17 protein-coding genes, 1 tRNA gene and 1 pseudogene are annotated in these 25205 nt (G+C 48.3%); 8 read left to right on the forward strand and 11 right to left on the reverse strand.

Features of this window, described 5'->3' with window-relative positions; all coding sequences use genetic code 11:
- Positions 1 to 7 precede the first annotated feature (7 nt).
- The gene (locus C1N56_RS02540; RefSeq protein WP_394517074.1) at positions 8 to 709 is read left to right on the forward strand and encodes a response regulator; all 702 of its coding nucleotides are present in this window, start codon (positions 8 to 10) and stop codon (positions 707 to 709) included.
- Here the strand turns inward: C1N56_RS02540 and C1N56_RS02545 are convergent.
- From C1N56_RS02545 to C1N56_RS02555, 3 genes are all read right to left on the reverse strand, one after another.
- Positions 678 to 2984 carry an ATP-binding protein gene (locus tag C1N56_RS02545; protein ID WP_394517075.1) on the reverse strand — a complete coding sequence of 769 codons (2307 nt, stop codon included), beginning with the start codon at positions 2982 to 2984 and terminating at the stop codon, positions 678 to 680. The two genes, C1N56_RS02540 and C1N56_RS02545, sit on opposite strands and share 32 nt — an antisense overlap.
- A 106-nt stretch (positions 2985 to 3090) precedes the next feature.
- Positions 3091 to 5388, reverse strand: a complete 2298-nt coding sequence (locus C1N56_RS02550; protein WP_394517076.1) for an ATP-binding protein — start codon at positions 5386 to 5388, stop codon at positions 3091 to 3093.
- A 2044-nt stretch (positions 5389 to 7432) separates the two neighbouring features.
- The gene (locus tag C1N56_RS02555; protein WP_325924670.1) at positions 7433 to 8026 is read right to left on the reverse strand and encodes a TetR/AcrR family transcriptional regulator; all 594 of its coding nucleotides are present in this window, start codon (positions 8024 to 8026) and stop codon (positions 7433 to 7435) included.
- Positions 8027 to 8128: 102 nt separating this feature from the next.
- On the opposite strand from C1N56_RS02555, the gene C1N56_RS02560 reads away from it, so the two are divergent.
- From C1N56_RS02560 to C1N56_RS02580, 5 genes are all read left to right on the forward strand, one after another.
- Positions 8129 to 8428, forward strand: a complete 300-nt coding sequence (locus C1N56_RS02560; protein ID WP_394517077.1) for a putative quinol monooxygenase — start codon at positions 8129 to 8131, stop codon at positions 8426 to 8428.
- A gap of 44 nt (positions 8429 to 8472) precedes the next feature.
- Positions 8473 to 9057, forward strand: coding sequence for a glutaredoxin 2 (gene grxB / locus C1N56_RS02565; RefSeq protein ID WP_394517078.1), 585 nt, complete (start codon positions 8473 to 8475; stop codon positions 9055 to 9057).
- 11 nt (positions 9058 to 9068) lie between these two features.
- Positions 9069 to 9488 carry a cupin domain-containing protein gene (locus C1N56_RS02570; protein WP_325924673.1) on the forward strand — a complete coding sequence of 140 codons (420 nt, stop codon included), beginning with the start codon at positions 9069 to 9071 and terminating at the stop codon, positions 9486 to 9488.
- 962 nt (positions 9489 to 10450) lie between these two features.
- Positions 10451 to 12901 (forward strand): membrane-bound PQQ-dependent dehydrogenase, glucose/quinate/shikimate family, encoded by a 2451-nt coding sequence (locus C1N56_RS02575; RefSeq protein ID WP_394517079.1) that lies wholly within the window; start codon positions 10451 to 10453, stop codon positions 12899 to 12901.
- 390 nt (positions 12902 to 13291) lie between these two features.
- Positions 13292 to 13996, forward strand: coding sequence for a FadR/GntR family transcriptional regulator (locus tag C1N56_RS02580; RefSeq protein WP_394517442.1), 705 nt, complete (start codon positions 13292 to 13294; stop codon positions 13994 to 13996).
- A gap of 36 nt (positions 13997 to 14032) precedes the next feature.
- Here the strand turns inward: C1N56_RS02580 and C1N56_RS02585 are convergent, their stop codons facing one another.
- The 3 genes from C1N56_RS02585 to C1N56_RS02595 all read right to left on the reverse strand — a co-directional run bounded on the left by C1N56_RS02585 (position 14033) and on the right by C1N56_RS02595 (position 17319).
- Positions 14033 to 15370 (reverse strand): MFS transporter, encoded by a 1338-nt coding sequence (locus tag C1N56_RS02585; RefSeq protein WP_325924675.1) that lies wholly within the window; start codon positions 15368 to 15370, stop codon positions 14033 to 14035.
- A 91-nt stretch (positions 15371 to 15461) separates the two neighbouring features.
- A complete protein-coding gene (locus tag C1N56_RS02590; RefSeq protein ID WP_394517080.1) occupies positions 15462 to 16457 on the reverse strand; it encodes a transketolase family protein in 996 nt (331 codons plus the stop codon).
- A 25-nt stretch (positions 16458 to 16482) separates the two neighbouring features.
- Positions 16483 to 17319, reverse strand: coding sequence for a transketolase (locus C1N56_RS02595; protein ID WP_325924677.1), 837 nt, complete (start codon positions 17317 to 17319; stop codon positions 16483 to 16485).
- Positions 17320 to 17522: 203 nt separating this feature from the next.
- Between C1N56_RS02595 and C1N56_RS02600 the strand changes: the two genes are divergently transcribed.
- Entirely contained in the window at positions 17523 to 18431 is a 909-nt protein-coding gene (locus C1N56_RS02600; protein WP_394517081.1) for a LysR substrate-binding domain-containing protein, read from the forward strand.
- A gap of 1809 nt (positions 18432 to 20240) precedes the next feature.
- Here C1N56_RS02600 and C1N56_RS02605 read toward each other — a convergent pair.
- The 3 genes and pseudogenes from C1N56_RS02605 to C1N56_RS02615 form a co-directional block, all read right to left on the reverse strand.
- Positions 20241 to 21068 carry an SDR family NAD(P)-dependent oxidoreductase gene (locus tag C1N56_RS02605; RefSeq protein ID WP_394517082.1) on the reverse strand — a complete coding sequence of 276 codons (828 nt, stop codon included), beginning with the start codon at positions 21066 to 21068 and terminating at the stop codon, positions 20241 to 20243.
- A 192-nt stretch (positions 21069 to 21260) separates the two neighbouring features.
- Positions 21261 to 21867 (reverse strand): annotated as a pseudogene (locus C1N56_RS02610) (cysteine hydrolase family protein).
- A gap of 41 nt (positions 21868 to 21908) precedes the next feature.
- Complete coding sequence (locus C1N56_RS02615) at positions 21909 to 23111, reverse strand: MFS transporter (protein ID WP_394517083.1); 1203 nt, start codon at positions 23109 to 23111, stop codon at positions 21909 to 21911.
- An 86-nt stretch (positions 23112 to 23197) separates the two neighbouring features.
- Between C1N56_RS02615 and C1N56_RS02620 the strand changes: the two genes are divergently transcribed.
- Positions 23198 to 23848: a GntR family transcriptional regulator gene (locus C1N56_RS02620; protein WP_394517084.1), complete on the forward strand. Its 651-nt coding sequence runs from the start codon at positions 23198 to 23200 to the stop codon at positions 23846 to 23848.
- 251 nt (positions 23849 to 24099) lie between these two features.
- Here C1N56_RS02620 and C1N56_RS02625 read toward each other — a convergent pair.
- Positions 24100 to 24175, reverse strand: a tRNA-Ile gene (locus tag C1N56_RS02625).
- 199 nt (positions 24176 to 24374) lie between these two features.
- A complete protein-coding gene (locus C1N56_RS02630; protein ID WP_394517085.1) occupies positions 24375 to 25157 on the reverse strand; it encodes an SDR family NAD(P)-dependent oxidoreductase in 783 nt (260 codons plus the stop codon).
- Between the last annotated feature and the right edge of the window lie 48 nt (positions 25158 to 25205).

Consider the following 25205-nt stretch of genomic DNA (forward strand, 5'->3'; position numbering starts at 1 on the left):
ATTTGCGATGAACACATCCTTATCTGGAACGATATCTATTGCCTTGCTGGACGATCACTTTTTAGTGTTACGTGGTTTACGGGATGTCTTAGCTGAGAACTCAGCCTTTAACGTTACAGGAACGTTTACAACGAGTGGCGACCTTTTTAAACATTTAAAATCATCAGGTTGTGATGTTGCTATAGTGGATTACGAGCTGTCGCCATCTGATATGGATGGTTTAAACCTGATAAAAACCCTCCACCGTCGTCATCCTGATGTCGCCATTCTTGTCGTATCAGCGCATTACAATCCAGCGACGGTAGCTCTCGCTTTGCGTGGAGGAGCTAAAGGCTTTATAGGGAAAAATCGTCCCTTTGAGGAGATTGCAAAGGCGCTAACAGAAATACACGCAGGACGTATTTACCTCGAAAACGAAATGATGCAGCGTCTTGCCGAACAGCAACATAACGGCGAAATATTGATCACCGGCAATCTGAGCGCTGATAACATTCAGCGTGCGGTTTCGCTGAAGATGCTGTCTCCTAAAGAGCAGGAAGTGATCCGCTGTTTTCTGGCTGGCATGACCGTTACCGATATTGCTGAAAAATTCGCCAGGAGCTTGAAGACGGTGAGTGGGCAGAAACAGAGCGCGCTGAGAAAGCTGGGACTGAAAGCTGACCATGAACTTTTTATCATTAAGCATGAGCTGCTGAAAGGTGATTCCTGAGCTGCTTGATCCAATTTTTGCCCTGTAGCATCGATGGAATCTTCGCAGCACGCAGCTGTTGCTCAAAATCAGCTGCGCAAGCCGCCAGGGGCTGTATTTGATACGATAGTGCCGCGCCGTGTATTCGATGCATGTAGTGCAGCATCAAGCGTATGTTCTGTTCTCTCAGCGCCTTATCGAACCCTTCAATGTCCTCAGACAAGTGAGCCGTAATATTACATTTAATGTCTGTTATTTCTTTAACTGATTGCCCGGTACTGTCTGATTCGCACCAGCGGGAGAGTGTAGCGGATAAACATGGCAATAATAAGGGCTTCGTCAGCCACGCCTGCATGCCACTTTCTAAACACTGCTGCTGGTGTTTAGTGCCGCTCAGTGCAGAAATTGCGACAATGGGTGTTATATTCTGATTACGTTCGATTTCAAATGCGCGGATCCGTCGCGAGACTTCGTAGCCATCCATATCGGGAAGGTTACAGTCCAGTAAAATGACGTCATAATAATTTTCATCTTCAAGCAAAGAGAGTGCTTCTCTACCATTACTCGCCATATCATAGTGGCAATTCAGGGCTGTTAACTGCGCAGCAAGAATCGCTTGATTTGCTGGATGATCTTCTACAACTAAAATACTGCTGCCAGCTGCTAATCGTTGAATGCCCGTTTCATTTTTCGCGTGCTGGGCTGGCTTATCGCAGAAAACGACAGGTATCTTGACACAGAAAGTTGAGCCTACACCGGGCTGACTGTTAAACCGGATCTGTCCGCCCGCTAAACTTACAAGTTCATGGCAGATAAATAATCCTAAACCGCTGCCGTCATAGCGGCGCTGACTGGCGTTATCTGCCTGTGTCCAGGCATCGAAGAGCGTGGATTGGGCGGACAGTGGGATTCCAATTCCGGTGTCACTGATGGTAATGCGTAAACCTTCTTTTTCCGCATAGTGTTGATAAACCACTTCCAGTGAAACGACACCCTCCTCAGTAAATTTTATCGCGTTCGCCAGAAGATTATTAATTATCTGACGCAATCGATAGGAATCTGCAACAATCCATTGGTGTTCGAGTGATTTATCAAGTGAAGTTACAAGTTTCAAACCTTTTTCTGCGGCAACCGGTTCCTGTAAAGCTGACAAATCCTCCATCATATGCGCAAGAGAAAAACATTGTTTATCCAGTCGGATTTGACCGTGCGATAATTTACTATGATCAAGAATATCGTTAAGGAGACCCATTAAATGTTTTGATGAGGTGTGAGCAAGTGCCAGGTAGTCTTTACGTTGTTGGGTGTCGCAGGGCAAACGTAATAATTCCAGCGCTGCAATCATTGCATTCATAGGCGTGCGAATTTCATGACTCATGATCGCGAGAAACTGACCCATACTCGCTTCACTAATGACAGCGCGACGTCGATGGCGTAATGCGCGCCAGAGGGCCCAGATAAGACCGATGATCAGGAGCGTAAATAATGTAAGTTCAAACGGAAATACTGAAAAAATCACGTTTGCGGTTAAATGGCCAATTTTCAGGTCGCCCAGCCACTGGCTGAACAACGCATCAGTCTGACTGGCTGACATAGCGGCGAGTGCCTTGTCGATTATCGATCTCAGTGGCTCCCTGTCGCGCGATACGGCCATATGCAGACCCGTCGCCATGGAAGGTATTTGACCGGCCACCACCAGTTTTTTCTTCAAATGACGATATAACAGCGGTCGCATCAACAGGTCGGGGCCGATTGCTGCATCCACCTCCTCACGCTGAAGACTGTTCAGCACGGCAGAGAGATCGGCTTGTGGCAAAAGAGTAATATCCGGGTAATGACGCCTCAGCCAAATCTCATAATCGCTCCCATCACGTACTGCAACGCGTTTACCCAGTAACTGCTGCAGTGTGCGGGTGCTGGTAGTGCCAGCACGGGTGACAATTAATGCATTAGCGGTAATCCAGCGCTGGCTGAAAATCCATTTGTCCCGTTCGGTATCCACCATGAGTCCCGGTGCCATATTTGTTATTAAAGCAGCATCTCCGGGGTTCGTTGCCAGCACAAAGCGTAAACCTGTCACGTTTTCGATGTGATCAAGATAATCCCTGCTCAGGCCGAAATGTTTATCCTGTGAAATATAGTCAATAGGCCAGTCCTGCTGGACGGCATAATGGATAACCGGGTTAGCTATTATCCAGGCAAGTTCCTCATCATTTAGCAGTGATGAGGCGATAGTGCTGGAACTCAGTACTCCAGCCACAAGAAGAATAAGTATCTCTATCGCCCTGGAAAGCATGGGGGTTCTCTCATTATCCTGACCACACGGTATATGTGGTCTTATAAATCGGATATGATTGAACGTAAAAATGACATGATCGGACTACGGGAGCACTCTCAAAACGCTACTTGTCAAAGGGATTTGAAGGTCTGCATAACGTAATCAGCTGCTCATGCCATAGCTCCAGCTTCCAATGTTCAGAAGGCATATCGGCGCGAAGTCTTGATTCAAGCTCTGCCGAAAACTCAGCCAGCCCCTGAAGTTGATACATTAGCGCCACCCCTTTTATTCGGTGAATATGATGAATCATATAGCGCATCTGACGTTGTCTGGCTGCTGTCATAAATGCATCAGCATCCTGCTGCAGTGCAAGCCAGACCTCATGGGATACCGTTGCTGCAGAGTGCTCAACTGAAGTCTGAAGTGCTTCGTGAGGGCACCATTTCTTCAGCTCTTCAGCCAGTTCGCTAATGCGAATAGGCTTAGATAATACGCCATCCATGCCGCTTTCATGACATTTAGCTTGATGGCTTGGGCTGTGCAGAGCTGAAATAGCAATTATAGGTGTGCGTTCACGCCGTTGATGTTGCTCGATTAGACGAATCTGTCTCGCCGCGCCGTAACCATCCATACCTGGCAGACCGCAATCAAGCAAAACAACGTCGTAATAATTTTCATCTTCAAAGAGCTGAATCGCGCTTTCTCCGTCTTCCGCTATCTCATAATGACACGAGAGCCGCGTGAGCTGTTCTGCTATTAATTCTCGGTTTGCAAAGTGATCTTCCACTAACAGCACCGAACAATTTCCTCCGAAATGGGGCAGGGACAAATTTCGGGTATTTTCATAGTTAACCACCGCTGGGATTGATTTCAAAGGCAGGATGACTTGTACCTCCGTGCCCTTTCCCGGCTGACTGTTGATTTCAACAGTACCGCCCATTTGCGTCACCAGTGAATGGCAGATGTATAACCCAAGTCCGCTGCCGCCAGCTTGATGATCACCTTGTTGCCATGCCTTCATTAACGTTTTTTTCAGGGCGGGTGCAATTCCTACACCGCTGTCACGCACGGTAAAGCACATTAATTCGTCACGATTCTCTAATTGAAGCAGTACGCTGCCGCTGTCGGTAAACTTGATAGCATTGGAAAGCAAGTTGTTAATGATTTGTCTCAGACGATGGGCATCGGTTTGGACCCATTCTGTCGTATTGCTCCGGTAATCCTCAAAGCTCAGCATGATGCCTTTTCGCTGAGCGGCTGGTCGCTGGCTGTCGATGACTGCTTCCAGCAAAGTGCCGATGGCCACGGGGTCGGATATTATAGCGACTTTATTTTGGCTGATTTTTTCGTGGTCGAGGACGTTATTGAGCAAATCAAGCAGGTCCTGTGAAGAGGAATAAGCGAGATCTAGGTAATGATGACGCTTTATGCTGGAACTGTCACTTTGCTGCAATAACTCCAGTGAAGCGATTATCGCATTCATCGGTGTACGCACTTCATGACTCATGACTGCAAGAAATTGACTTTTATGTTGCTCACTGCGAATTGCTCGCTTGCGTGACTGCAAGGCAAACCGCATCGCTAAAATCAGCATAAGCACCAGAACGCTTATCACCGCCAGGGGATAGCGGTATTGCCATACTACGAACTGCAACGTCGGTGTGCCAATATCCACGACACTGACCCAGTGGGCAAAAAGGCGTTCTGCATCTCGTGCAGAGATATTCGCCATAACGTTATTGAGAATATCACGTAACTCAGGATAAGCGGGATTGACACCCATGTTGACCCCGCTAACCATCTCAGGGACCTGCGCCACAATACCAAGCTGATTGATATAATGCCGCTGTAAAATGGGTAATATGACCAGGCCAGAGGCAATCGCTGCAACATTTTCGCCCGTCTCAACTGACTGCAAAGCGCTACGCACGTCTGATTTCATGACAACATGTATCGCTGGATAATGACGTCGTATCCACGGCGCAAACTCACTGTCAGCTGCCACGGCTATTTGTTTGCCTTGCATTTGGGCAAGCGTACGTAACTGCACCTGATCTTTCTTTGCCACAATGATGGGCATGGTATTAATCCATGGAAAGGTCAGCAGCCAGCGTTGACGCTGCTCATTTGTTAATAGATTGCCTGTCAGCGCACTCACCATCATTGGCCGATGCTGCGAAGTCTGATTAGGGGGAACATAAATGAATTGAATCCCTGTACGACGTGTGACTTCATCCAGCACTTCACGACTCAGGCCGGTATGCTTGCTGCCCTTTACAGACTCCTGTGGCCAGAGGTTATCGACGGTATAGTAAACGCGGGGATGTGACGCTATCCATGCCTGCTCGCGAGGCGTAAATGTCTCAGCCAGGGATGAAGATACAAATCCTGCAAAAAGCAGAAGAATACATGCTCGCAGCACGCTAAATCCTCAAAAAAAGTTCATTCGTATACTTAGTAAAATAATCATAATCCATTGAAGCAAAAGCAGAGGAAATGATCGTTTCCCCCGGTGTGTCTGTGAATTCATCCTGGCTGCTGTGCAGCCTCCAGATGACTAATCCATGCATCTCATACGCGCAGCTATTAACCCAGAGCGAGTGTACAGGCGAGGACCTCTCTGGGGCGGTTTCTCTGTCCGACAGGCCCCTTTTCTGCAGGGACCCGCTGCAGAAAGCTGGTGGTGCGCCTGATGCAGCTGCACGGCATGAACTGCAAAGACCTGTGCGGGGCCAGCTATCTGGGCACGGATCCTGAGCAGTTAAAGGCGCTCCGCAACTTGGGGTTTTGCACTTTTCGGGTAAAACCTTATTCAGACGAAACTATCATATTCTGAGCAAAGAGCTAGACGGTGGCTGAGCCTGCAAATGCCGTAGAAGTATCGAGCATTAACGATCTCCATTAAAACCGAATACACGGAGAGCACGGCCTGCATCAATCAAGGTGAGGATGGATAAGATAAACATCAACTTACAGCTTTATGCCTGGCCGAAGAGCAGGACTATCCTCAAACGAGGGGGCCGGATTAAGCGTCAGGATGCGGGTGGTCACTGTGACCACTCGTAGTAAAATCAGGAAGTTATTCACTAATTATCTGGCTTCCCGCTCTCGCAGGGCAGACAGAGTGACGGTCCGAATAAATCAAAGGCTTAGACTGTGTTTGAATGTCTGCCTTACTGAGAGGTCATTGCTATAGCCTGAAGGTTTTGCACTATTTGGGCAAAACCCTTTCGGGCCTGACTTTCATTTTCTAAACCGACCACCAGCCTTTTGATGGTGAGCCACTGTGGCCGTCAGGACGTGGAAAAATGAGCGGGTCCTCCCGGCGGGGTACCCTGTCCACGAGGCGGCGGCCCCGCGGAAAACAGCTGATTTTTGCATTTTCATGGTGGCGGCGGCAGGTCCCTTAACTTATTGATAATAATAAATAATATTTAAGATTACCTGTACACTTTTTTTTCAGGGGTGTCATTAGACCAGTTGATAAGGTTGTGAAATTAGTGAATAAAATTGGGTTTCATCTGCCAGGTTGAGCTGCCTGGTCGAATTCAAACCACTTGTGGTGCCTTTCACTGGCGCATTTTTGAGATCGCAGAGGAGATGGGATTTTATAACACCACCAAAAGTAGACCGATGAAGTTGAAGAATTAAGGGGGGCAGCGCCTTTGGGCTGCGCTTGACGCAGAGTTTCTGGTGAAGCGTCTGGGGGGTACATTTCCGTGATACTGGCTGGCCAGCGTCAGGATTATACCGACGCGAGCAAAGCCTCTTACCAGTATTAAGCCTGAGCGGCGATATGCATTTGCTGAGCCTGAAGCTTGCCATCTTTGCGCGCAGCCAGAATTGCATCGCAAATACCAGCCAATATAGTGGTCGAGTAAGCAGACCCAACGATATTTCTTGAAGGGTATATGAAGCGGATAGGGGGTTGGCGCTGACCTATTAACTCACTGTTTAAAGAGGGCTTTGATCGTTCGCTGGTCACTAAATTAACAAGTCGCGCTGATGCGCTTACAGGATAAAAAACCTAACCCCATACCAGCTGTACTTGCTTTTATAATTCGCGTCATATCTGCGTCATCCAGCACATAACACTCCAGCTCAACGCCACCAATTTCCAGGAGAGTATCTGACAATTCGTAGAAGACTTCAGGTAAAGCCGCTAATTCTTTATTTTCTGTCGCTGCTTAAAGTGCTGAAGCTCTGCGTGGCTCAGGTGTGAGTTTTGCAGCTCTTGCTTTACCACCGACAACTGAGCGTGTTTATTATCAAATATTTTTTCAAATTGAATATGACGATGCTATGTAAAACGTCCGCTTTACGCCAGCTGCGGATAATAATTAATAAAATAAGACATTACCGGGGTTCACTCAGCAGCTCACGAGATTAGGTGGGGAGGAATAGCACCACTGGATGTCAAAATAAGCAAAGAGCCATCAAGAATTTCTTATTGTAAATTATTAGTCTTAATTCAGGCTTTTAGCGGCAAGCGCGTCACAGAAAAGAGTGGCACAAATGCCAGCGAATTCATTTACGTCGTGTTCAGAATCGATAATACGAGACATCTGGTCGAGCAGGCCCATGACGAATCTTGCCTGGCAGCGTACAGAAATATCATCACGCAAGATACCTGCTCGCTGCTCACGTTCCATGTTCATCGTAATCCATGCGATCATCTGTTCTTTAGTTGTTTCACCGCTTGCGGGCTGGAAAAAACCAATTTCCGTCAGGTCGCGATCCCTTTGCAGAACGGTTAGAAAGCGAACGAAACTTTGACGGAGATCTTCATATAACTCTTCAGCGCTGAGTCCGGGAGAAATTAGGCACTGACGGGTTGCTTCGTACAATTCACTGCGAAATTCACTGACCAAAGTCTCAAACAGCACTTCTTTGCTGTCATGGTAAAGGTAAAATGCGGGCTGGCTCACCCCTGCCTCTGCCACGATGTCACTGATTTTAGTCTCATGGAAACCTTTTCGTGCAAAGACGCTTATAGCCGCTTCACGAAGTTTTGCCTGTGTATGAGCGGCGCGCTCAGCCCTTTTTGACATTTTGCTCATCCTCTCTCTTCTGAAGCAGAAAGATAACAAAAAAGTTGCGACATGTCAGCTCATTGGTTACTTTTAAGTAAGTTATTCATGAGTAACTTAAGAGGATAGATCATGACTGTTCCCGTAATTGCTATTTTTCAGGTAACCCCTGGTACCGAATCCACTGTTGAAAAGCTGTTCCGATCGGTTATTGATACAACGCTTGCTGAAAAGGGCTGCATTAGCTACCAGCTCAATGTTGATGCAAAGAACGCAAGTCGCTTTATCTGGACAGAAGAGTGGGAGAGTCAGGTATTGCTGGATGAACATTTGAATGCCCCGCACATTAAGGCATTGTTTGCTGAGCTTCCTCAATATATTGAGACATCAGAAATCATCGCCCTTAAACCGCTTGCCGGTGGCAAAGCATGAAGCTTTACATATACGACCATTGCCCTTTCTGTACTCGGGTGCGCATGGCGTTTGCTATTAAGAAAGAGCCCATAACACTTTCCATTATCATGGAGGGAGATGAGGACACGCCATTACGACTTGTCGGTAAAAAAGTCGTCCCCATTCTGGAAAAAGAGGATGGATCGCACATGGCAGAAAGCCTGGATATTGTGCGCTATATGGACGGAGCCCACACTCCCGCGTTTTCTGGTCAGATTGATCAGAAGATAGAGTCCTGGATTAACGATGTGTGGTCAGTTGCTCTCAAGCTTTTCATTCCGCGCTTTACAGAGGCTGACTTTCCTGAATTGTCTACGCCTGGGGCCCGTGAGGCTTATCGCCGGCGTGAGGAAAAAGCCTTTGGTGACCTGACTGCGTTGACAGCCCGCACCTCTGCTCTCTGTAATGAAATGCTGACAAAGCTATATGATCTGGTGCCGCTGGTGGAATCACGTCATCACATCGATATCAGCGATATTGTTTTGTGGCCACTGCTGCGCTGCCTGTCTATTGTTAAAACACTTTACTTTCCACCTGCTGTTCGGGACTACGCTCTAAGGCTTGAATCCCGAACGGGAATTCCTTTGCTGTTTAACCAGGCAATATAAAGGAGAATGAGATGCCAGAAAAAACGCGTTCTGCACGGTTCATTCCAACCGAAATCGCCCGTCGCTTGCCAGAATACTCTGATAGCATGCTGGCTGATGAGTACCTTACAGACAGACCTGAAGCGAGTTGCCGTGTTTTTCGAGCCTATCATGGCGTAAAGCCGCATTATCATCAGCAGTGTGATGAATATCTTTATGTTCTTTCCGGACGGGGCACGTTCTGGATGGAGGACCCCAGCGATGAGGCTGAATTTGCTCCGGGTCACCTGCTTTTCTTCGAACGTAATGTTGTACATGCACTACCGAAGCTGCTGGAAGAGCCGGTGATTTTTCTGTCATTAGACAGTCCGCGTCGCAGTCCTGATGATATTATCTTCGTTGACCCGAATGATGGTGATGCAGGAAATTTCATGGCCCGAAATAATAAATAGAGATAATTATAGTGTTAACATTACACCGCTCATAGCGGACTTTTAATCCGCTATGAGTGGTGTGTTTTTTTTGCTAAATCAGGAAGTTGCCAATGCTTATTGATGTTTTTGAAAAAATATAAATTATTTCCTGTTTTGTGGGGTTTTATTTATCTATTGACAGCATTTTTATTCACAAATGAATTTCGTCGACTTTTACAGCCATCTCTCAGCGAACGGTCCTTGAAGACACTACGTTAATGATAAAACGGATAGTTCACATTTACTAATTGTGAAGGCCCAGGCTAAGTTGCTCATCTGCTTTCTGCTGGTTTGAGCGACTGAAACAGGCTCTGTCCGAGATCGCTTTAACATTATGCGAGTCAGCAAAATTCGATGTGCTGATTCTTATGAGTTATTATGATATTTTCTTAAGAGGGATAAAATATTAATAATTTTCAGTGCCACCCTAACCAAGGGGGGGCGTCCAGGTCATAAAAGTTGCAGGACAGTACTTAACCATGAGTCGATTAAAAACTGACTTCATGAATCGAGGTTCTCGTCGAGTTTACCTGCTACAAAGTCAGCCATGGTTGAATCCGAAATGTAATTATAGTTCAGATTTGCAGGAAATAAATTATTTCCAGTATCAATGGTTGGTGAAAGGATCTTCAATTATTTTTTGACTTTTCAATTTGCCTGCAATGTGACGGATTCACAATAATAATTACCGTCTATTTTGGTTATGGCTTTTTTGTTTCAGTATTATGAATGTTAGCTAATTCCTAAAAAAATGGCTGCAAAGCTTAATCTGAATTCTATTGATATTCTTAAGTGATGAGTTTTTTTTCAACCCCTCATGAATAAAATGGGAATTGAATGTTTTGTGCTTAATTTGAATATGAAGTGTGACAAATTACTCACATCATGATAACAATCTGCCGCTTTATTTAATTTTTAGTTAAAACAGGCAAGGTATTATTGTGAATCAACGTTCAAAACTAAAAAGTCAGCCCGGATGGGCTGGCAGGTTACTTGCAGCTATTCTGCTATTGCTCGGACTCTATTTACTGGCTGGCGGTATATGGCTTATCTCGCTCGGCGGAAACTGGTATTACGGGATTGCTGGTATTCTTAGCATACTCTCCGGTTACACGTTGTGGCGGGGAAAGGCCAGTGCAGTGCTCTGGTTCAGCCTGCTGTTCTTCGGTACACTTTTCTGGACGATTGCTGAATCCGGAACCGATTTCTGGCGATGGGTGCCTCGTTTCGCACTGATTTTAGCCCTGGCGATTGCGTTTTCTTTCCATCTTTCCACGCTGCTGCCGCGTATGAAGCGCAAGCACAGCGGGGCAATCACTGGCGCACTAGCGCTGACGTTTATCGGGGCTGGTGGCCTGGCATTTCTGCCATCACATACCACTGAAGCAAACGGCTTTCCCCAACCTGATGGCAAAAATTTTACGGCAGATACTGGCACGGGTATGACCTCCCAAGAGGTCAAAAATGACTGGCCTGCTTATGGTGGCAACCTTTCTGCGGCACGCTATTCATCCGCCGCGCAAATCACGCCAGCCAATGTCAGTAAGCTGAAAGTTGCCTGGCAGTCACATGCGGGGGATTTACCACCGGGCGCGCGCTGGGGTACGGAAAATACTCCGTTGAAAGTGGGTGACTTCCTCTACGTCTGCACCGCGGCTAATAACATCGTTGCCTTTGATCCTGCAACCGGCAAGCAGAAATGGCGCTTTGATGCACAGATTAACCGTGACGCTCTGCCCTATACGCCAGCGTGTCGCTCACTTGCTTACTTTGATGCGACTCATTACCCGTCTCAACCTGTACCAGTACAGGCCGAAAATCAGCCTGGGCAGCACTGCGACCGTCGCATCATTCTGGGTACTCTTGACGACCGTGTGATTGAAGTCGATGCGCAGGATGGAAAACGCTGTACTGATTTTGGTAACAATGGCGAAGTTTCCATCCTTGAAGATATGGGAGAGACCTATACAGGATATGTATCTATTACTTCAGGCCCGGTAGTGGTACGCGACACCATTGTAGTGGGTCATCAGGTCATCGACGGACAGCGAGTGTTTGGTCCACCAGGCGTAATCAAAGCTTTTGACGTGAGGACGGGTAAACTCAAGTGGGCCTGGGATGCGGCTAATCCTGACGACGCTACGCCTAAGCATGGCCCTGATGCTTACAAACGTGGCAGCCCTAACGTATGGACAACCTTCACCGGTGACGAAAAACTGGGACTTGTCTACCTGCCGGTAGCCAACCCGTCTGGGGATTACTGGAGTGCGCCTCGTACGGCCGCTGAACTGAAATACGGTGATTCGCTGGTTGCACTGGATATTAATACCGGCTTGCCACGCTGGAATTTCCAGACCACACATCATGACATCTGGGATTATGATCTGGGCTCACCTCCAACTCTGGTAGATTACCCCCAGCCTGATGGCAGTAAAGTGCCGGCCATCATTCTTCCGACCAAGAACGCTGAGCTCTATGTCCTCAATCGTGAAACCGGTAAGCCACTCTTTGATGTGATTGAAAAACCTGCGCCGCAGGGGGGAACCGATCCCGCAATGCGCTCCCCTACGCAGCCGTATTCGACCTTCAACAGTATGCGTAAGCCTGATCTGACGCCGGAAAGCACCTGGGGACTGACTCCGCTGGACCAGCTCTACTGCCGTATCAAATTCCATCAGGCAGATTACCGGGGTGCTTACACACCGGGCTCGATAGGTAAACCGTTTATCTCTTATCCGGGTTACAATGGCGGCAGCGACTGGGGTGGCGTATCGGTCGATCCGGTAAACGGTCTGGTGATTGCTAACTACAACAATACGGTCAACTACACTGAGTTTGTGGCCAGAAGCGTGGCCGATAAGCTCAATGTGCATCCGTCAGACAAAATTGGCTATAACCTGGATACGCACGCCAGCCCGCTTACACCGCAGAGCGGCGCACCTTTTGCACTGAACATTAATCCGGGCTGGCAGAATGGCTTTACCGGCATGCTGTGTAATGAGCCATCCTATGGTGGTATTCGCGCAATTGACCTCCGCACCGGGCATACCGTGTGGGATCGTCCCTTAGGCACCGCACGTAATAACGGTCCTTTTGGCATTCCCACAGGTTTGCCGATTAACATTGGCACCCCAAATAACGGCGGCTCAGCCGTGACTAAGGGTGGTCTGGTATTCATCGCAGCCGCTACCGATGACCTGATTCGGGCGATTGACATCAGAACCGGAAAAACGGTCTGGTCTGCACCATTACCCGCAGGCGGCCAGGCGAACCCAATGGTTTATGAGCAGAACGGCAAAGAGTATGTCGTTATTGAAGCCACCGGCCATCACTTCATGCGCACGGGCAAAGGCGACTATGTCATTGCTTACGCACTGCCTGATACGAATTAATCTTTCCAGTAAACATTACTGGGCCTGAATCCAGGGCTGCCGTTTTTATGATGGCAGCCCTTTTTTTCGTTTAGAGCAGACCCTTAAACCTGCAGATAAAACGGCTGTCGCCGGACTGGCTGCATCGGCAAGAATATTTCTCACTGATTAACTCGGCCGGTATCAGAGAAATTGGTAATGACATTGCATCTGTTTAGACAATCCGTGATCGAACAGGCCGCCACAGCGTCCATCCCCCTTGAGCCGGGTGTAATCAGTCATTCTGGCTCATCACTTACAAAAGCCCGACTTATCAGTTTCTGATGTTATTGCAGTTGCCAGGGGCAAAGGCAGGCGTTAGGATGGCCTCAGCATCAGATGTTTTATCTGTGATTACCTTGCGTGACAAAAATGACCGGAATACCCGTAGAAAGTCAGACTTTAATCAAAAGCATTCTTGCCACCGCTGCAATCGATAAGAACGGTATTTATAAATTACCGCCTGAACGCGTGCTGGCGGAGCAAATGGGTGTTCAGCGATCCATTATCCGTAATGCGCTATCTTCACTTGAGTTCTTTGGTTTTATTGAACGTAATCAGGGGAGTGGTACTTATATCCGGATGCCTCGTTTTTCTTTTGCAAATCTCTACTTTGATATCGCCACACAGCTTGGTTATATTTCCCTTGATACCATAGAAGATGCTCGGGAAATGTTTGAGAGAATGCTGGCGGAAGAAGCGGCTACTCATGCTACAGAAGAGGAAATAACGGAGCTCAGGCACCAGAGTGAACGCATGGTAGAAGCTGAGACTTTTGAAGAGAAAGTGGAAGCTGATTATCAGTTTCATCTTATCCTGGCAGGGATGACGCATAATCCGGTCATCATGCTTTTCTATCAAAGCATCGCTTCTTTTATTTCGGATCTGTTGCGAAAAAGACGCAGCATAATGAAAGATATGGATGAGTCAAAAACCCGCATAAACAGTAATCACAAGGATATTGTTCAGGCAATTGCTGTACGGGATCCTGAAGCAGCACGAGCCGCCATGAGAGCACATTTTTCGCTTTGGGAGCGGGAAAATATGCTTATAAGCTTGCTGATGAAGCAGCGCTAACTGGCAGTTGCGCTACTTCTAAAGGAAACTGCGCCGTTAATCTATTTTCGCACCGGCTGGTAATGGTTCACGAATGGTCAGAACCACAGTGAAGCACAGTGCAGCTGCAACCCCCAGCGTAATGAACACGGCATTCCAGCTATAGTGATCAAGCAGAACGCCCACAATCATAGGCATACACACTGCTCCAAGTTGACCGCCCATATTAATAATTGCATAGGCAACCGGATAGGTTTCTCGGGAAGCCCTCGCCATGGCATAGACTGAGTAAGCGGAATAACCCAGTGCTATCAGGAATCCAAGTAGGAACAGCAGCACGCCGAGTAAATACGGATTTTGGGGCGCAATGGTCATGAGACCGGTCATGACAATTGTGGAGACGGCGCTAAACATCATCAACGGCTTACGACGTTTCGCTAAGAGGTTGTCAGAAATCCACCCACCGCACAGATTACCCACTACGTTGCCCGCAAAGGGCGTGGCAGCGAGTGTTGCCGATGATACCAGAGTAAGATGATGTTCCTGCAGGAGATATTTGGGTAGCCAGGACATTATGACGCCATCAACTATACCGACCATACACATGTAACCTATTGCCGCACCGATAATATCCCAGGACCTGAAAACCTGCCGGGAAGATTCCAACGGACTGAGTTTTTCAGTTCTTATCAGGCGATCAATCCAGCTGTAGCGAAACGCCCGGCCAGAAGAACTTAACTTACGGCCCGACGGAATGCCCTCATCCATTTCTGCGATATATTCCGCTTCCTGCTGGCTGACGAAGCGGCTTTCAGAAGGCGTATCCCTCACAAGGACATACCACACCAGGGCCAGTACCACGCCGGGAATGGAGAAGAAAAGAAAAATGTGGCGCCAGTCGTAATTAATCAAGATCCACGCGCAAATGGGTGGCACTAACAGTGGCCCGAATTTGGAACCTGCTAAAAAAATACCGGTAGCTGTGCCTTTTTCGCTGGTTGGGAACCAGTTATTGATTGTAGCTGTAGAGCTGATCACAACTGGCGCTTCGCTAATTCCTACCAGCGTGCGCAGAATTTTCAGGTGGAGAACAGAATCAACTTTTCCCATCATGAAAGTAAATAAAGACGTCAATAACATGCCTGCAGCATACGAGAAACGGATCCCTTTACGTTTGACAAAAAAACCTGCTGGTATCTGACATAATCCATAGCCCGCAAAAAAAAGACTGATAATCATCCCGATTTCCGTGTTTGTCAGATTATATTCTTTCTGAATGAACGGGATGGCAAAACCAATATTAGCGCGATCAGCCTGTGCAACCATAAAAAGAACGAAAATTAGTGCGATGACAAACCATCGATAGTGACTCGTCTTTTTCGATTTATTTATCATGTTAATCCCTTCAGGGTTCAGAAAGATGAATCATCTGAAATTTTTCAATATTTACACCCAGGCTTGCGCCTGGGAATAAATATAAATTTCATTATTTCTTTATCCAGGTAGCGATATTTGATGCCAGCGAACGGGCCGAGATTTCATAGCGGTCATGCAGTGTGGGTAACGCACCTGCATCAAGGAACGCATCGGGTAAGCCAACCTGCCTGAATGGCCTCGAAATCCCGTTACGCATCAACGCAGAAGCAACAGCTTCACCCAGCCCGCCAATAACAGTATGATTTTCTGCGGTAATCACCAGACAGTTACGCTTCGCCGCTTCGCGACAAATCGTTTCTTCATCCAATGGTTTAATTGTCGGCGAGTGGAGAATAGCCACGCTGATCCCCTGTTGCGCCAGCAAATCGCGAGCCTGAACAGCTCTCATTGTCATTAATCCTGAAGAGATGATCAGCACATCCTGCCCTTCAGTCAGCAGCCTGGCTTTTCCTATTTCGAATGTGTAATCGGGGAAGCGGTCCAGAATCACCGGCACTTTCCCTCGCAGCAGCCGCATATAGACGGGTCCGTCATGTTCATAAATGGCCGGCACAGCCTGCTGAATATCAATGGCATCACAGGGGTCAATGATAGTCATATTTGGCATTCCCCTGAAGATCGCAATATCCTCGGTTGCCTGGTGGCTGGGCCCATAGCCTGTTGTCAGCCCGGGCAGTGCGCAAATGATTTTTACATTGAGCTTCTCTTCCGCGATTGCCATGCAGATAAAATCATAGGCACGGCGTGCAGCAAATACCGCATAGGTCGTGACGAACGGTGTGGCACCTTCACGAGCCAGTCCAGCAGCGGCACTCATCAGTAACTGCTCCGCCATACCCATCTGATAAAAACGCGATGGGTATTCGCGCGAAAAGATGTGCAGATCGGTATAGGCTGCCAAATCGGCTGACATGCCGACAATATCCTCATGGTGTTTTGCCAGTTGCACCAGAGCATGGCCAAAGGGCGCAGGAATTGTTGCCTGGCCCTCTTCAGCTATGGACGCAATCATGGCGGAGGTTTTCAGTTTACGGGTAGTCATCATGACCTCATAAAGTCTTAAGGGAAATTCAGATATGACGCTGCAGCATGTCAAGCGCCTGCTGCCATTCGGCATCCGCTACGCGAATAAAATGGTTCTTATCCCGCTCTTCAAGGAAAGGCACACCTTTGCCCATAAGCGTATCAAGAATAATGACGCGTGGCTGACAGCCCGGGTGATGTCTGGCTGTATCGAACGCAGAGACCAGTGCCTGCAAATCATGGCCGTTCACGCGCTGCGTAAACCATCCGAAAGCCTCGAACTTTTTATCCACCGGCTCCGTCGCAAGTACTTCCTGGCTGTTGCCATCTGCCTGCTGACGGTTGACGTCAACCAGCGCGATTAGGTTATCCAGCTTCCAGTGGCTTGCTGAAAGTGCGGCTTCCCAAGTAGAACCCTCATTCAGTTCCCCGTCTGACAGAAGGTTGTAGACAGCGGCCGGGTTACCTTTTCTTTTCAGTCCCAGCGCCATTCCAACCGCAATACCCAGCCCGTGCCCCAGTGACCCACCAGTAATTTCCATGCCAGGGGTATACGCTGCCATTCCGGACATCGGCAAGATGCTGTTATCGCTGCCATAATTTTCGATCTCATCTTCGGCGATGATCTTCGCCTCTATCAGTGCCGCGTACAAACCGATAGCGTAGTGACCAATCGATAATAAAAAACGATCGCGACCTTCCCATTCCGGTTCATCTGCACGGAATGACATGGCATGGAAGTACGCCACTGTCAGTGCATCGGCTATGCCGAGCGCCTGTCCGATGTAGCCCTGGCCCTGCACTTCACCCATACGAAGGGCGTGCCGACGTATCGCCCAGGCATGCCCGGAAAGCTTGTCTAGTTTCTGCTGCAACTCTGACATACTGGATTCTCCTCAGATAGGTCACATTAATGGTTAACCAATTAACAACAGAGGAGGGTTGGTTGTCTACAAAGCACGCTATGATTGATAATGAACTGTGATTGTGATCGCTATAATGGTTTACCATTTATCAAGGTCACTGTGTAATCAGGTTTCTCAAACTGGTAAAATGTGGGCCGGATACATCTTTGATGAGTTCAATAATGAGAAAATATGCAGACATTCCTTCGCTGAAGTGCCTTCAGGTTTTTGAACAAATCGCACGTGCAGGCAATGTCCTTCGTGCGGCAGAAACATTAGGAATTACCGCTTCTGCAGCAAGTCATCAGCTGGCGAAGCTGGAAAAAAGCCTGGGGTGTCAGTTATTTGACCGTAACGCAGCGGGAGTAAAACTTAACTCCAAAGGTGAAGCCTATCTGGCCATGATCGGTGTTCATCTGCAGGGGCTGATGCAGGCATCTGAGGAGATGAAAGATTCAGATAAACTTAATAGAATTCGCATTCACAGTTCACCGACATTTGGATATATGTGGCTTTTACCGAGGCTTGAGTCGTTTCAGGATCAGTGTCCTGGCATTGAAGTTACATTGGCTTGTTCATATGAGGAAATAGACTTTTCTCGTGGAGAAATTGATATCGCAATCAGGCATGGCTTTCCAGCCTGGGAGGGGTGTGAAATAATCTCTGTCAGAGATGAACATATCATGCCAATGGCATCACCTGAATATCTGGCACAAGCGCCGGTTAAGTCCCTCTATGATTTGATTACAAGGCGGCTGATTTACTCTGAATCAACGCTCCTGCGCTGGCCCGAGTGGTTTCGGATGCATCATCTTAATCAGCCTGCTCAGCCATGGCTATTTCGGTTTGATCGTTCCTACATGAGCATTGAAGCAGCGGTGATGGGACATGGAATTGTTCTTGAGAGCGACTTGCTTGCCGGCAGGTTTTTAGAAGAAGGTAAACTTGTGCGCGTATTACCAGATAATTTCACTCATGCTGTTAACGCACATCATATTGTGACCCCAGTGGGATACAGAAACAGGCCAGTTATTCAGCAATTTTTGAATTGGACTGAAACGAGCTTGAGAGGCGAAATTGTCAGGCCATAAGTCTATACAGGCTAAATGAGCAAGCCAACCAGAAATAAAATTAATAAGATTTGAATCTTAATAGGTGTCTTGATTAACTGTTACCTGATGTTACATACAGCATATCATTAGCCATACCCTCTCATTGCGGGTATGAGGCCTGAATTAGAAAATATTAGTTTTCTATGAAATATAAACTGGTCAGGCTTACATGTTGAGAAAGAATTATAATCCTGCTTTGTTGAGGATAATCGATTTCTGGCTGGTGGTCATTCTTAATATGAGGGCTTATATTTCTTTCAACTAGTTAAGAGTCAATCGTAATTGTTAAAATCTGAAGCAGGCTTAATAACTGGATCATCTTCGAACTGGGTACCCGACAATGATTTAGGGCGAGAGGTTGCCAGTACCCTCGATACTGAAATCAGAGTGTTGTTAATCGAGTATCCCGAGAGGGGGCCGAAATGACGATGAATGGATAAATCAACGAATTAAGTTCTAGTTGAGCGTTAGCAAAATGAGAGCTGATGCCGCAGATCGGGGTTTTGCACTTTTCGGGTAAAACCCTTTTCATGCGTGACTTTTACTCTCAGTGTTTAGTTAACCAGCAGATGCTGGCTGAACGTGCAAACGCTGGAGAAGTATCGGACATCAATAATTGCCATAAAAACGAATTCACTTAGAGCATGACCTGTATCCTCAAAGTGAGGATGGATGCAATAAACAATAGCTTACGGCTTTGTGCCTGCCCAAAGAGCCGGGCGGTCCTTAAAGAGGGGGCCAGATTGAGTGTCAGGATGCGGGTGGTCACTGTGACCACTCCTAATAAAATCATGAGGTTACTAATTAATCTTCTAACTTCCAGCTCTTTTTAAGCAGGCAGAGGGACAGTCCCGAACAAATCAAAAGCTTAAGCTGTGTTTGAATGTCCGCCCTTTCTGAGAAGTCATTGTAAAAGCCTGAAGGTTTTGCACTATTTGGGCAAAACCCTTTCGGGCCTGACTTTCATTTTCTAAACCGACCACCAGCCTTTTGATGGTGAGCCACTGTGGCCGTCAGGACGTGGAAAAATGAGCGGGTCCTCCCGGCGGGGTACCCTGTCCACGAGGCGGCGGCCCCGCGGAAAACGGCTGATTTTTGCATTTTCATGGTGGCGGCGGCAGGTCTCTTAACTCAATGAAAATAAAGAATAATTTTCGTGATCACCTGTACACTTTTTTTCAAGGGGTGTCATTAGACCAGTTTGTAAGTTTATGAAATGAATGAATAAAACTGGATTTCACCTGCCAGGCTGAGCTGCCTGGTCAAATTTAAACCAAATTGGTAGTGAATTTCACATGTGCATTTTTGAAATCGCAGAGGAGAGGGGGATTTTATAACACCCCTACAAGCAGACAGGTGAAATCGATGAATCACAGCGCGTCAGCGCCTTTGGGCTGCTCTGGACGCAGAGTTTCAGGTAAAGCATGACCATGATGACAAAAGTGACGAAGAATGGAATATACAACAGCTTACGTGGCATTTCGGTAAGGCTGTTTTCTCGAGGCTGTGCTTATCTCATTCGAAACGTTCTAATGGCGATTAGCTGTGCCGGTAGGGTTGGCAGCTCGGCAGCCTCGAGTGGTTTAAATCAGCGATGCAAACATCGCAATTATTTGTTGCTCGAAAGCGAGGGGAGAAGGAGGGTAGTGGCTGCTTGCTTATATGTGGCAGGCCTGACATTACTGATCGCACTGAAAGCTCATGTCGAGTGTCCGCTTTGTGCCAGAAGCGGACATTCCTTTTCAAGGAAAAGGGGGGCGCCAATTCCCAATTTAAAAAGGTAAGTTGTCAGTAGTCAGTCGAAGACGTCAGATCACCATATTTTTTAATGACTGAATCAAGTTGCTCTCTCTTCTTCTCAAAGATTTTAAGCGCGTCGCTGCCAAGCGGAAGAATGACCGGCGGCTGGGGCATATTCGTGATTTGAATTAACACGCTGGCAAGTTTTTCCGGATCTCCAGGTTGCACATGATTACCAGCATCCAGTTCTTCTATCCGTTTTTGCGATTCAGTTGCATAGGCATCAATGCTCACTGATCCATAACGAACGGAACTTCGGTCAAGGAAATCCGTCCTGAAGCGGCCCGGATAAAGGCACGTAACGGCGATGCCAAAATCAGCAACCTCCTGTGCGAGACCTTCAGACCAGCCAGCCATTGCATGTTTTGACGCGCAGTAAACAGACGAACCCACGAAACCTTCAATGCCAGCTATGGAAGCGATATTGATGATATGACCGCTTCCGGCAGTACGCATAACGGGCAGAACTGCACGGGTAACATTAAGCGTACCCAGAAAGTTGACAGCCATTTGAGCTTCAACGGCATCTGCATCAACCTCCTCAAAAAAACCTAACTGACCATACCCGGCATTATTAACGAGAACATTCAGGCCCCCAAAAGCCTCAAGTCCTGACCTGACCGCCTCATTAATGGATTCAGGATCGTTCAGCTCCAGCTTTACTGATAATAGGCGTCCGTCCGCTATGTCGTTAAGTTCCGAAAGATTTTCAGGGCGTCGGGCTGTAGCGATAACATTATCACCGTTTTTCAATGCAGCCCTGGCGATGACCAAACCAAGACCACGTGAAGCTCCCGTTATCAGCCATGTATTCATTTTTGATACCTCTCACTGAATGGTTTAGAAGCGTTTCTTAAAATGTCGTTTCTGACATCATATCAATTTCCGCTTTTCGCTCACACTTAACTCTCTGGATGTACCTGATATCTGCAACGTGCCTGAAGCGGAAGTTCATATGACCGGGCATACCCGATCATCTTCCGCCAGTACATTACGGTTGTTTTGACCTCAGAAATTCATATTTTTATGCCCAGACTTCTGATATTTCAGATGAACTGGTAACAAAAGCATGTTGAGGTATTATTTTTTCAAGTAAAAACACATTGGTTTCATGGGCCGGGTCTGCGCAACAATCACTCACAACGATGAGGCGGTAATCAAGGTCGAAAGCTTGCCCGACTGTAGAAAGCACCACACCACTGGTCGTCACGCCTGTAAGGATCAGGGTTTCGATGCCTTGTGCACGAAGGATCATATCAAGTTCGGTAAAAGAAAAAGCACCGACCCTGCGTTTTACAATGACGGGCTCATTCTCTGCCGGCCCGACATCAGCATGAATAGCCGTGCTCTCGTTATCAGCCATAAAAATCCCATTCTCTTTTATGGACGAGAAAATCATGTTGTTCTGGCTTACCTCAGGGTAACCCCTGCGGAATCCGACACTGACGTAGATAACCGGTACACCTGCTGCGCGTGCGGCAGATATCAGCGATGCCGTGTTGCGAATAACGTTTCCAGCACTCTCATGCGGGAGGAAGTTGTTGAGAATGATCGTCTGGAAGTCCATTACCAGCAGCGCGCTGTTATTACTAATATTACTGAGTTGATTTGACATAAAATCTCCGAAATCTGCAGGGGGAAGGATAATGCTGCCAGTCAGCGCGTCGATGACTGGCCTTGTATTTTGAGGTTCCACGCCGCTCCGAGCAGCAGGAAGCAGCTGGTTGCCAGGAAGACGGCTCGCATTCCGATATGCCCGCCGACAAAACCCCCAATCAGCGGCCCGATGAACTGTCCGGCGAACTGCGCTGCGACGGAATAACCAAGAATGCTGCCCACCATTTCTTCTGGTACGCGATGACGTATCACTGCCGCAATACATGGCAACAGGCCGCCAAGTGCCAGTCCCATCAGAAAACGCAAGGCAATCAGTTGCCACCCGGACGTGACAAATGCCTGAGGGATCAGCAACAAACCGGCCGCAGTTAACGCAAGTGCGATAATGCGAAGGTGCCCTATCCTGTCTGCCAGCTTCCCAAGCCAGGAGGCGGAAATAATGCTTCCCAATGCCGCTGCCGCCATCACATATCCTGCCACTTTAGTTATCTGAGACGCGTCACTGACGAGGGTTCTTACATAGACCGTGATAATGGGTTCTATTGACATGTTAGCCAGCATCAGCAGCAGGCCGGTGCAAAGCATGCCGACAACTGCAGACCGTGCGGGTATCTGCGACCAGCCAATCCGGGCTTGAGTGGCTACATCCGAAGGTTTTTTCACCTCTTCCCGGATAAGAAGAAGTGTCATGAGGAAAGCTAAAAATATCAGCGCGCCGGCACAAAGAAATGTGGATCGAATTCCAATCAGGCCGGGTAGCCATCCCCCGGCAAGCGGACCGGCAAGGTTCCCTGCCATTACACCGGATGAAACTATCCCGAGCGCCCACGCTGCACGTTCTCTGGGAGCCTGGACCGCAATAAGAATTGTCGCGCCGGAGGAATAACCGCCAGCCAGTCCTACCAACAACCGCAGACCGACAAGTTGCCATATATTGGTTACCAGCCCCATAAGAGATACCGTAACCGCCATGCCCAGACTGGCTCTCACGAGCATCGACTTGCGTCCATATCTGTCACCAAGTCTTCCCCAGACCGGGGCGATCAGGCCGGCAGTAATAAACGTTGCGCTGAATGCCACACCAGACCATTGAACAACTGCTGCATGCCCGTGAACACCAAGCTCTTCAACATATAAGGGGAGGAACGGCAGCATCAGCGTCATTGCGAAGACGGTTGAGAATGAGCCTATGAAGCAAACGATCAGATTTCGCTGCCAGAAGCTGTTATAGAGTTGGGTCATACAATCGCTCTTTTTTTGGTATACCAATTTGGTATACAATACAGATTGTGCATTTTACTGTCAATTTATGGGAGAACACTGCCGTCATGAGTCAGGCATCAGAGGTTGAAAACCAGTTACGAAAACTAATTCTCAACATGGAGCTGGGACCGGGAGAACGGTTGACAGAGCGCTGGGCTGAAGCGACGTTTAACGCGTCCCGGACACCTGTGCGAGCCGCATTACAAAAGCTGGAGTCAGAGGGGCTGGTATGTCGTGACGGAATACGCTGGATGGTGGCGCCGATCGATATCGCGGAAGTTGAACAGCTATGTATTTACCGGGAAGTACTGGAAGTTGCGGCATTAAAACTTTCAGCCGGCCAAATGACGGAAGAACAAATCAGCAGTCTGGAAACCCTGCTCAAAGAGAAGGCTGCTGATGCAGCTGAAGATATTATGGACGATGCCGGAACACGATTTCATCTAGAGCTGGCCCGTCTGTGTCAGAATGCGTTTATTATCGAAGGGATAAGCGATGCTCTGCGCCGGCTTTCACGAGCAAGATGGCTGGACAAGGCACCGTCGAATCCCGCCTGGGAGGATCATCGCGAAATATTTGCTGCGCTTCGCTCGCAGAATACTGAGAAAGCAGCAGAATTACTCGCCAATCATCTTAGTGAAAGCCGCCTCCGCCTTCTTGAAGCTATCGACTCAAGCAGACGCAGTCTAAGGGCGAGAGGTATTACTATAACCTGACCATGCGGGGCGTTTTCACTATAAAATAAAAAGGTCCGCTTTTCGCGCAAAGCGGACATTGCGCTTGCTGAACAGCTTTATGCCACAGATGGCCTGAGCGTTAAGTAGCCTTAGGGTGAAATTAGCTTAAAGTAAAATTGACTGAATATAGGGTGGGTGAAGCACTATTTTGCTCTACTTCAGGCCGGTATCCTATAAGCATCCTGGAAAACCAGCTTAACGGTAGCTTTTAAGGTAAGTCATTGATAATTTGGTGGCCCCTGCTGGGTTTGAACCAGCGACCAAGCGATTATGAGTCGCCTGCTCTAACCACTGAGCTAAGGGGCCAGCGGAGCGGGGATTATAAAGTATCTCGGTGGGGCGATCCAGCGTTGCTCAATCGGTTGGTGAAAATTCCCGCAATCACTGAGTCCTTGATCTCACAGCAAAAAATCCCGGAACCCCGGCAGAAGCGGGCAATAAGCGCCCACTGCTGTCGCGTTTTTGAGACAAGGCTTGCTGCCGCCTTGTCTCCGGATGCGCAGGCTCAGCGATAACGCGTGGCGGGCTTATTCAGCGAGATAAACGGCAGGATGGCGCCGCGCGCCTGCTCAAAGCTGTGCCACAGGCCCATATCTTCCACCGAAGGAATGGTGATCGCTTCGCCGTCATCCAGACCGCGCAGCGCGGCGGCGACTAAGTCGTCGACCTCCATCACCATCTCTGCTGGCAGATCATCCACCGAGCGCCCGGTGCGCTGAAAGATCTCGGTGCGCGTCAGGCCCGGCAGCAGCGCCTGTACGCGTACGTTGTGGCCCGCCAGCTCACGCTGCATATTCCGCGTCAGCGAGAGCACAAAAGCTTTCGTCGCATTGTAGGCCCCGTTTGCCTGTTCGTTGACCAGCGCCAGTACCGACGCCACGTTCACGATGGTGCCCGCGTTGCGGCTGCGGAAAACCTGCGCGGCCGTGTGAGAGAGCTGCGTCAGCGCCACCACGTTCAGTGCCAGCATGGTTTGCGTCTGCTCAATGCTGGCGTCGATAAACTCGCCTTCCACCGTCATACCCGCATTGTTGATCAGCGTGGTAATACGCGTATTGTCCCGCAGCTCGCTATCAATACGCGCCAGATCCTCATGGCGCGTCAGGTCTGCGGCCAGTACGCTGACCTCCACGCCGTGCGCTTCGTGCAGCGATTGCGCTAGTGCGCTCAGACGTGCAGCATCGCGCGCCACCAGAATCAGGTCGTTGCCGCGTGCGGCCAGCTGTTTTGCGTAAGTTGCGCCGATACCGCTGGAAGCGCCGGTGATTAAAGCCAGTTGGTGTGACATGGGAAAAGCCCTCTTTATGATGGTCGTCATATTGGTGTGCTGATAATA

Source organism: Pantoea sp. SGAir0175, assembly GCF_043547855.1.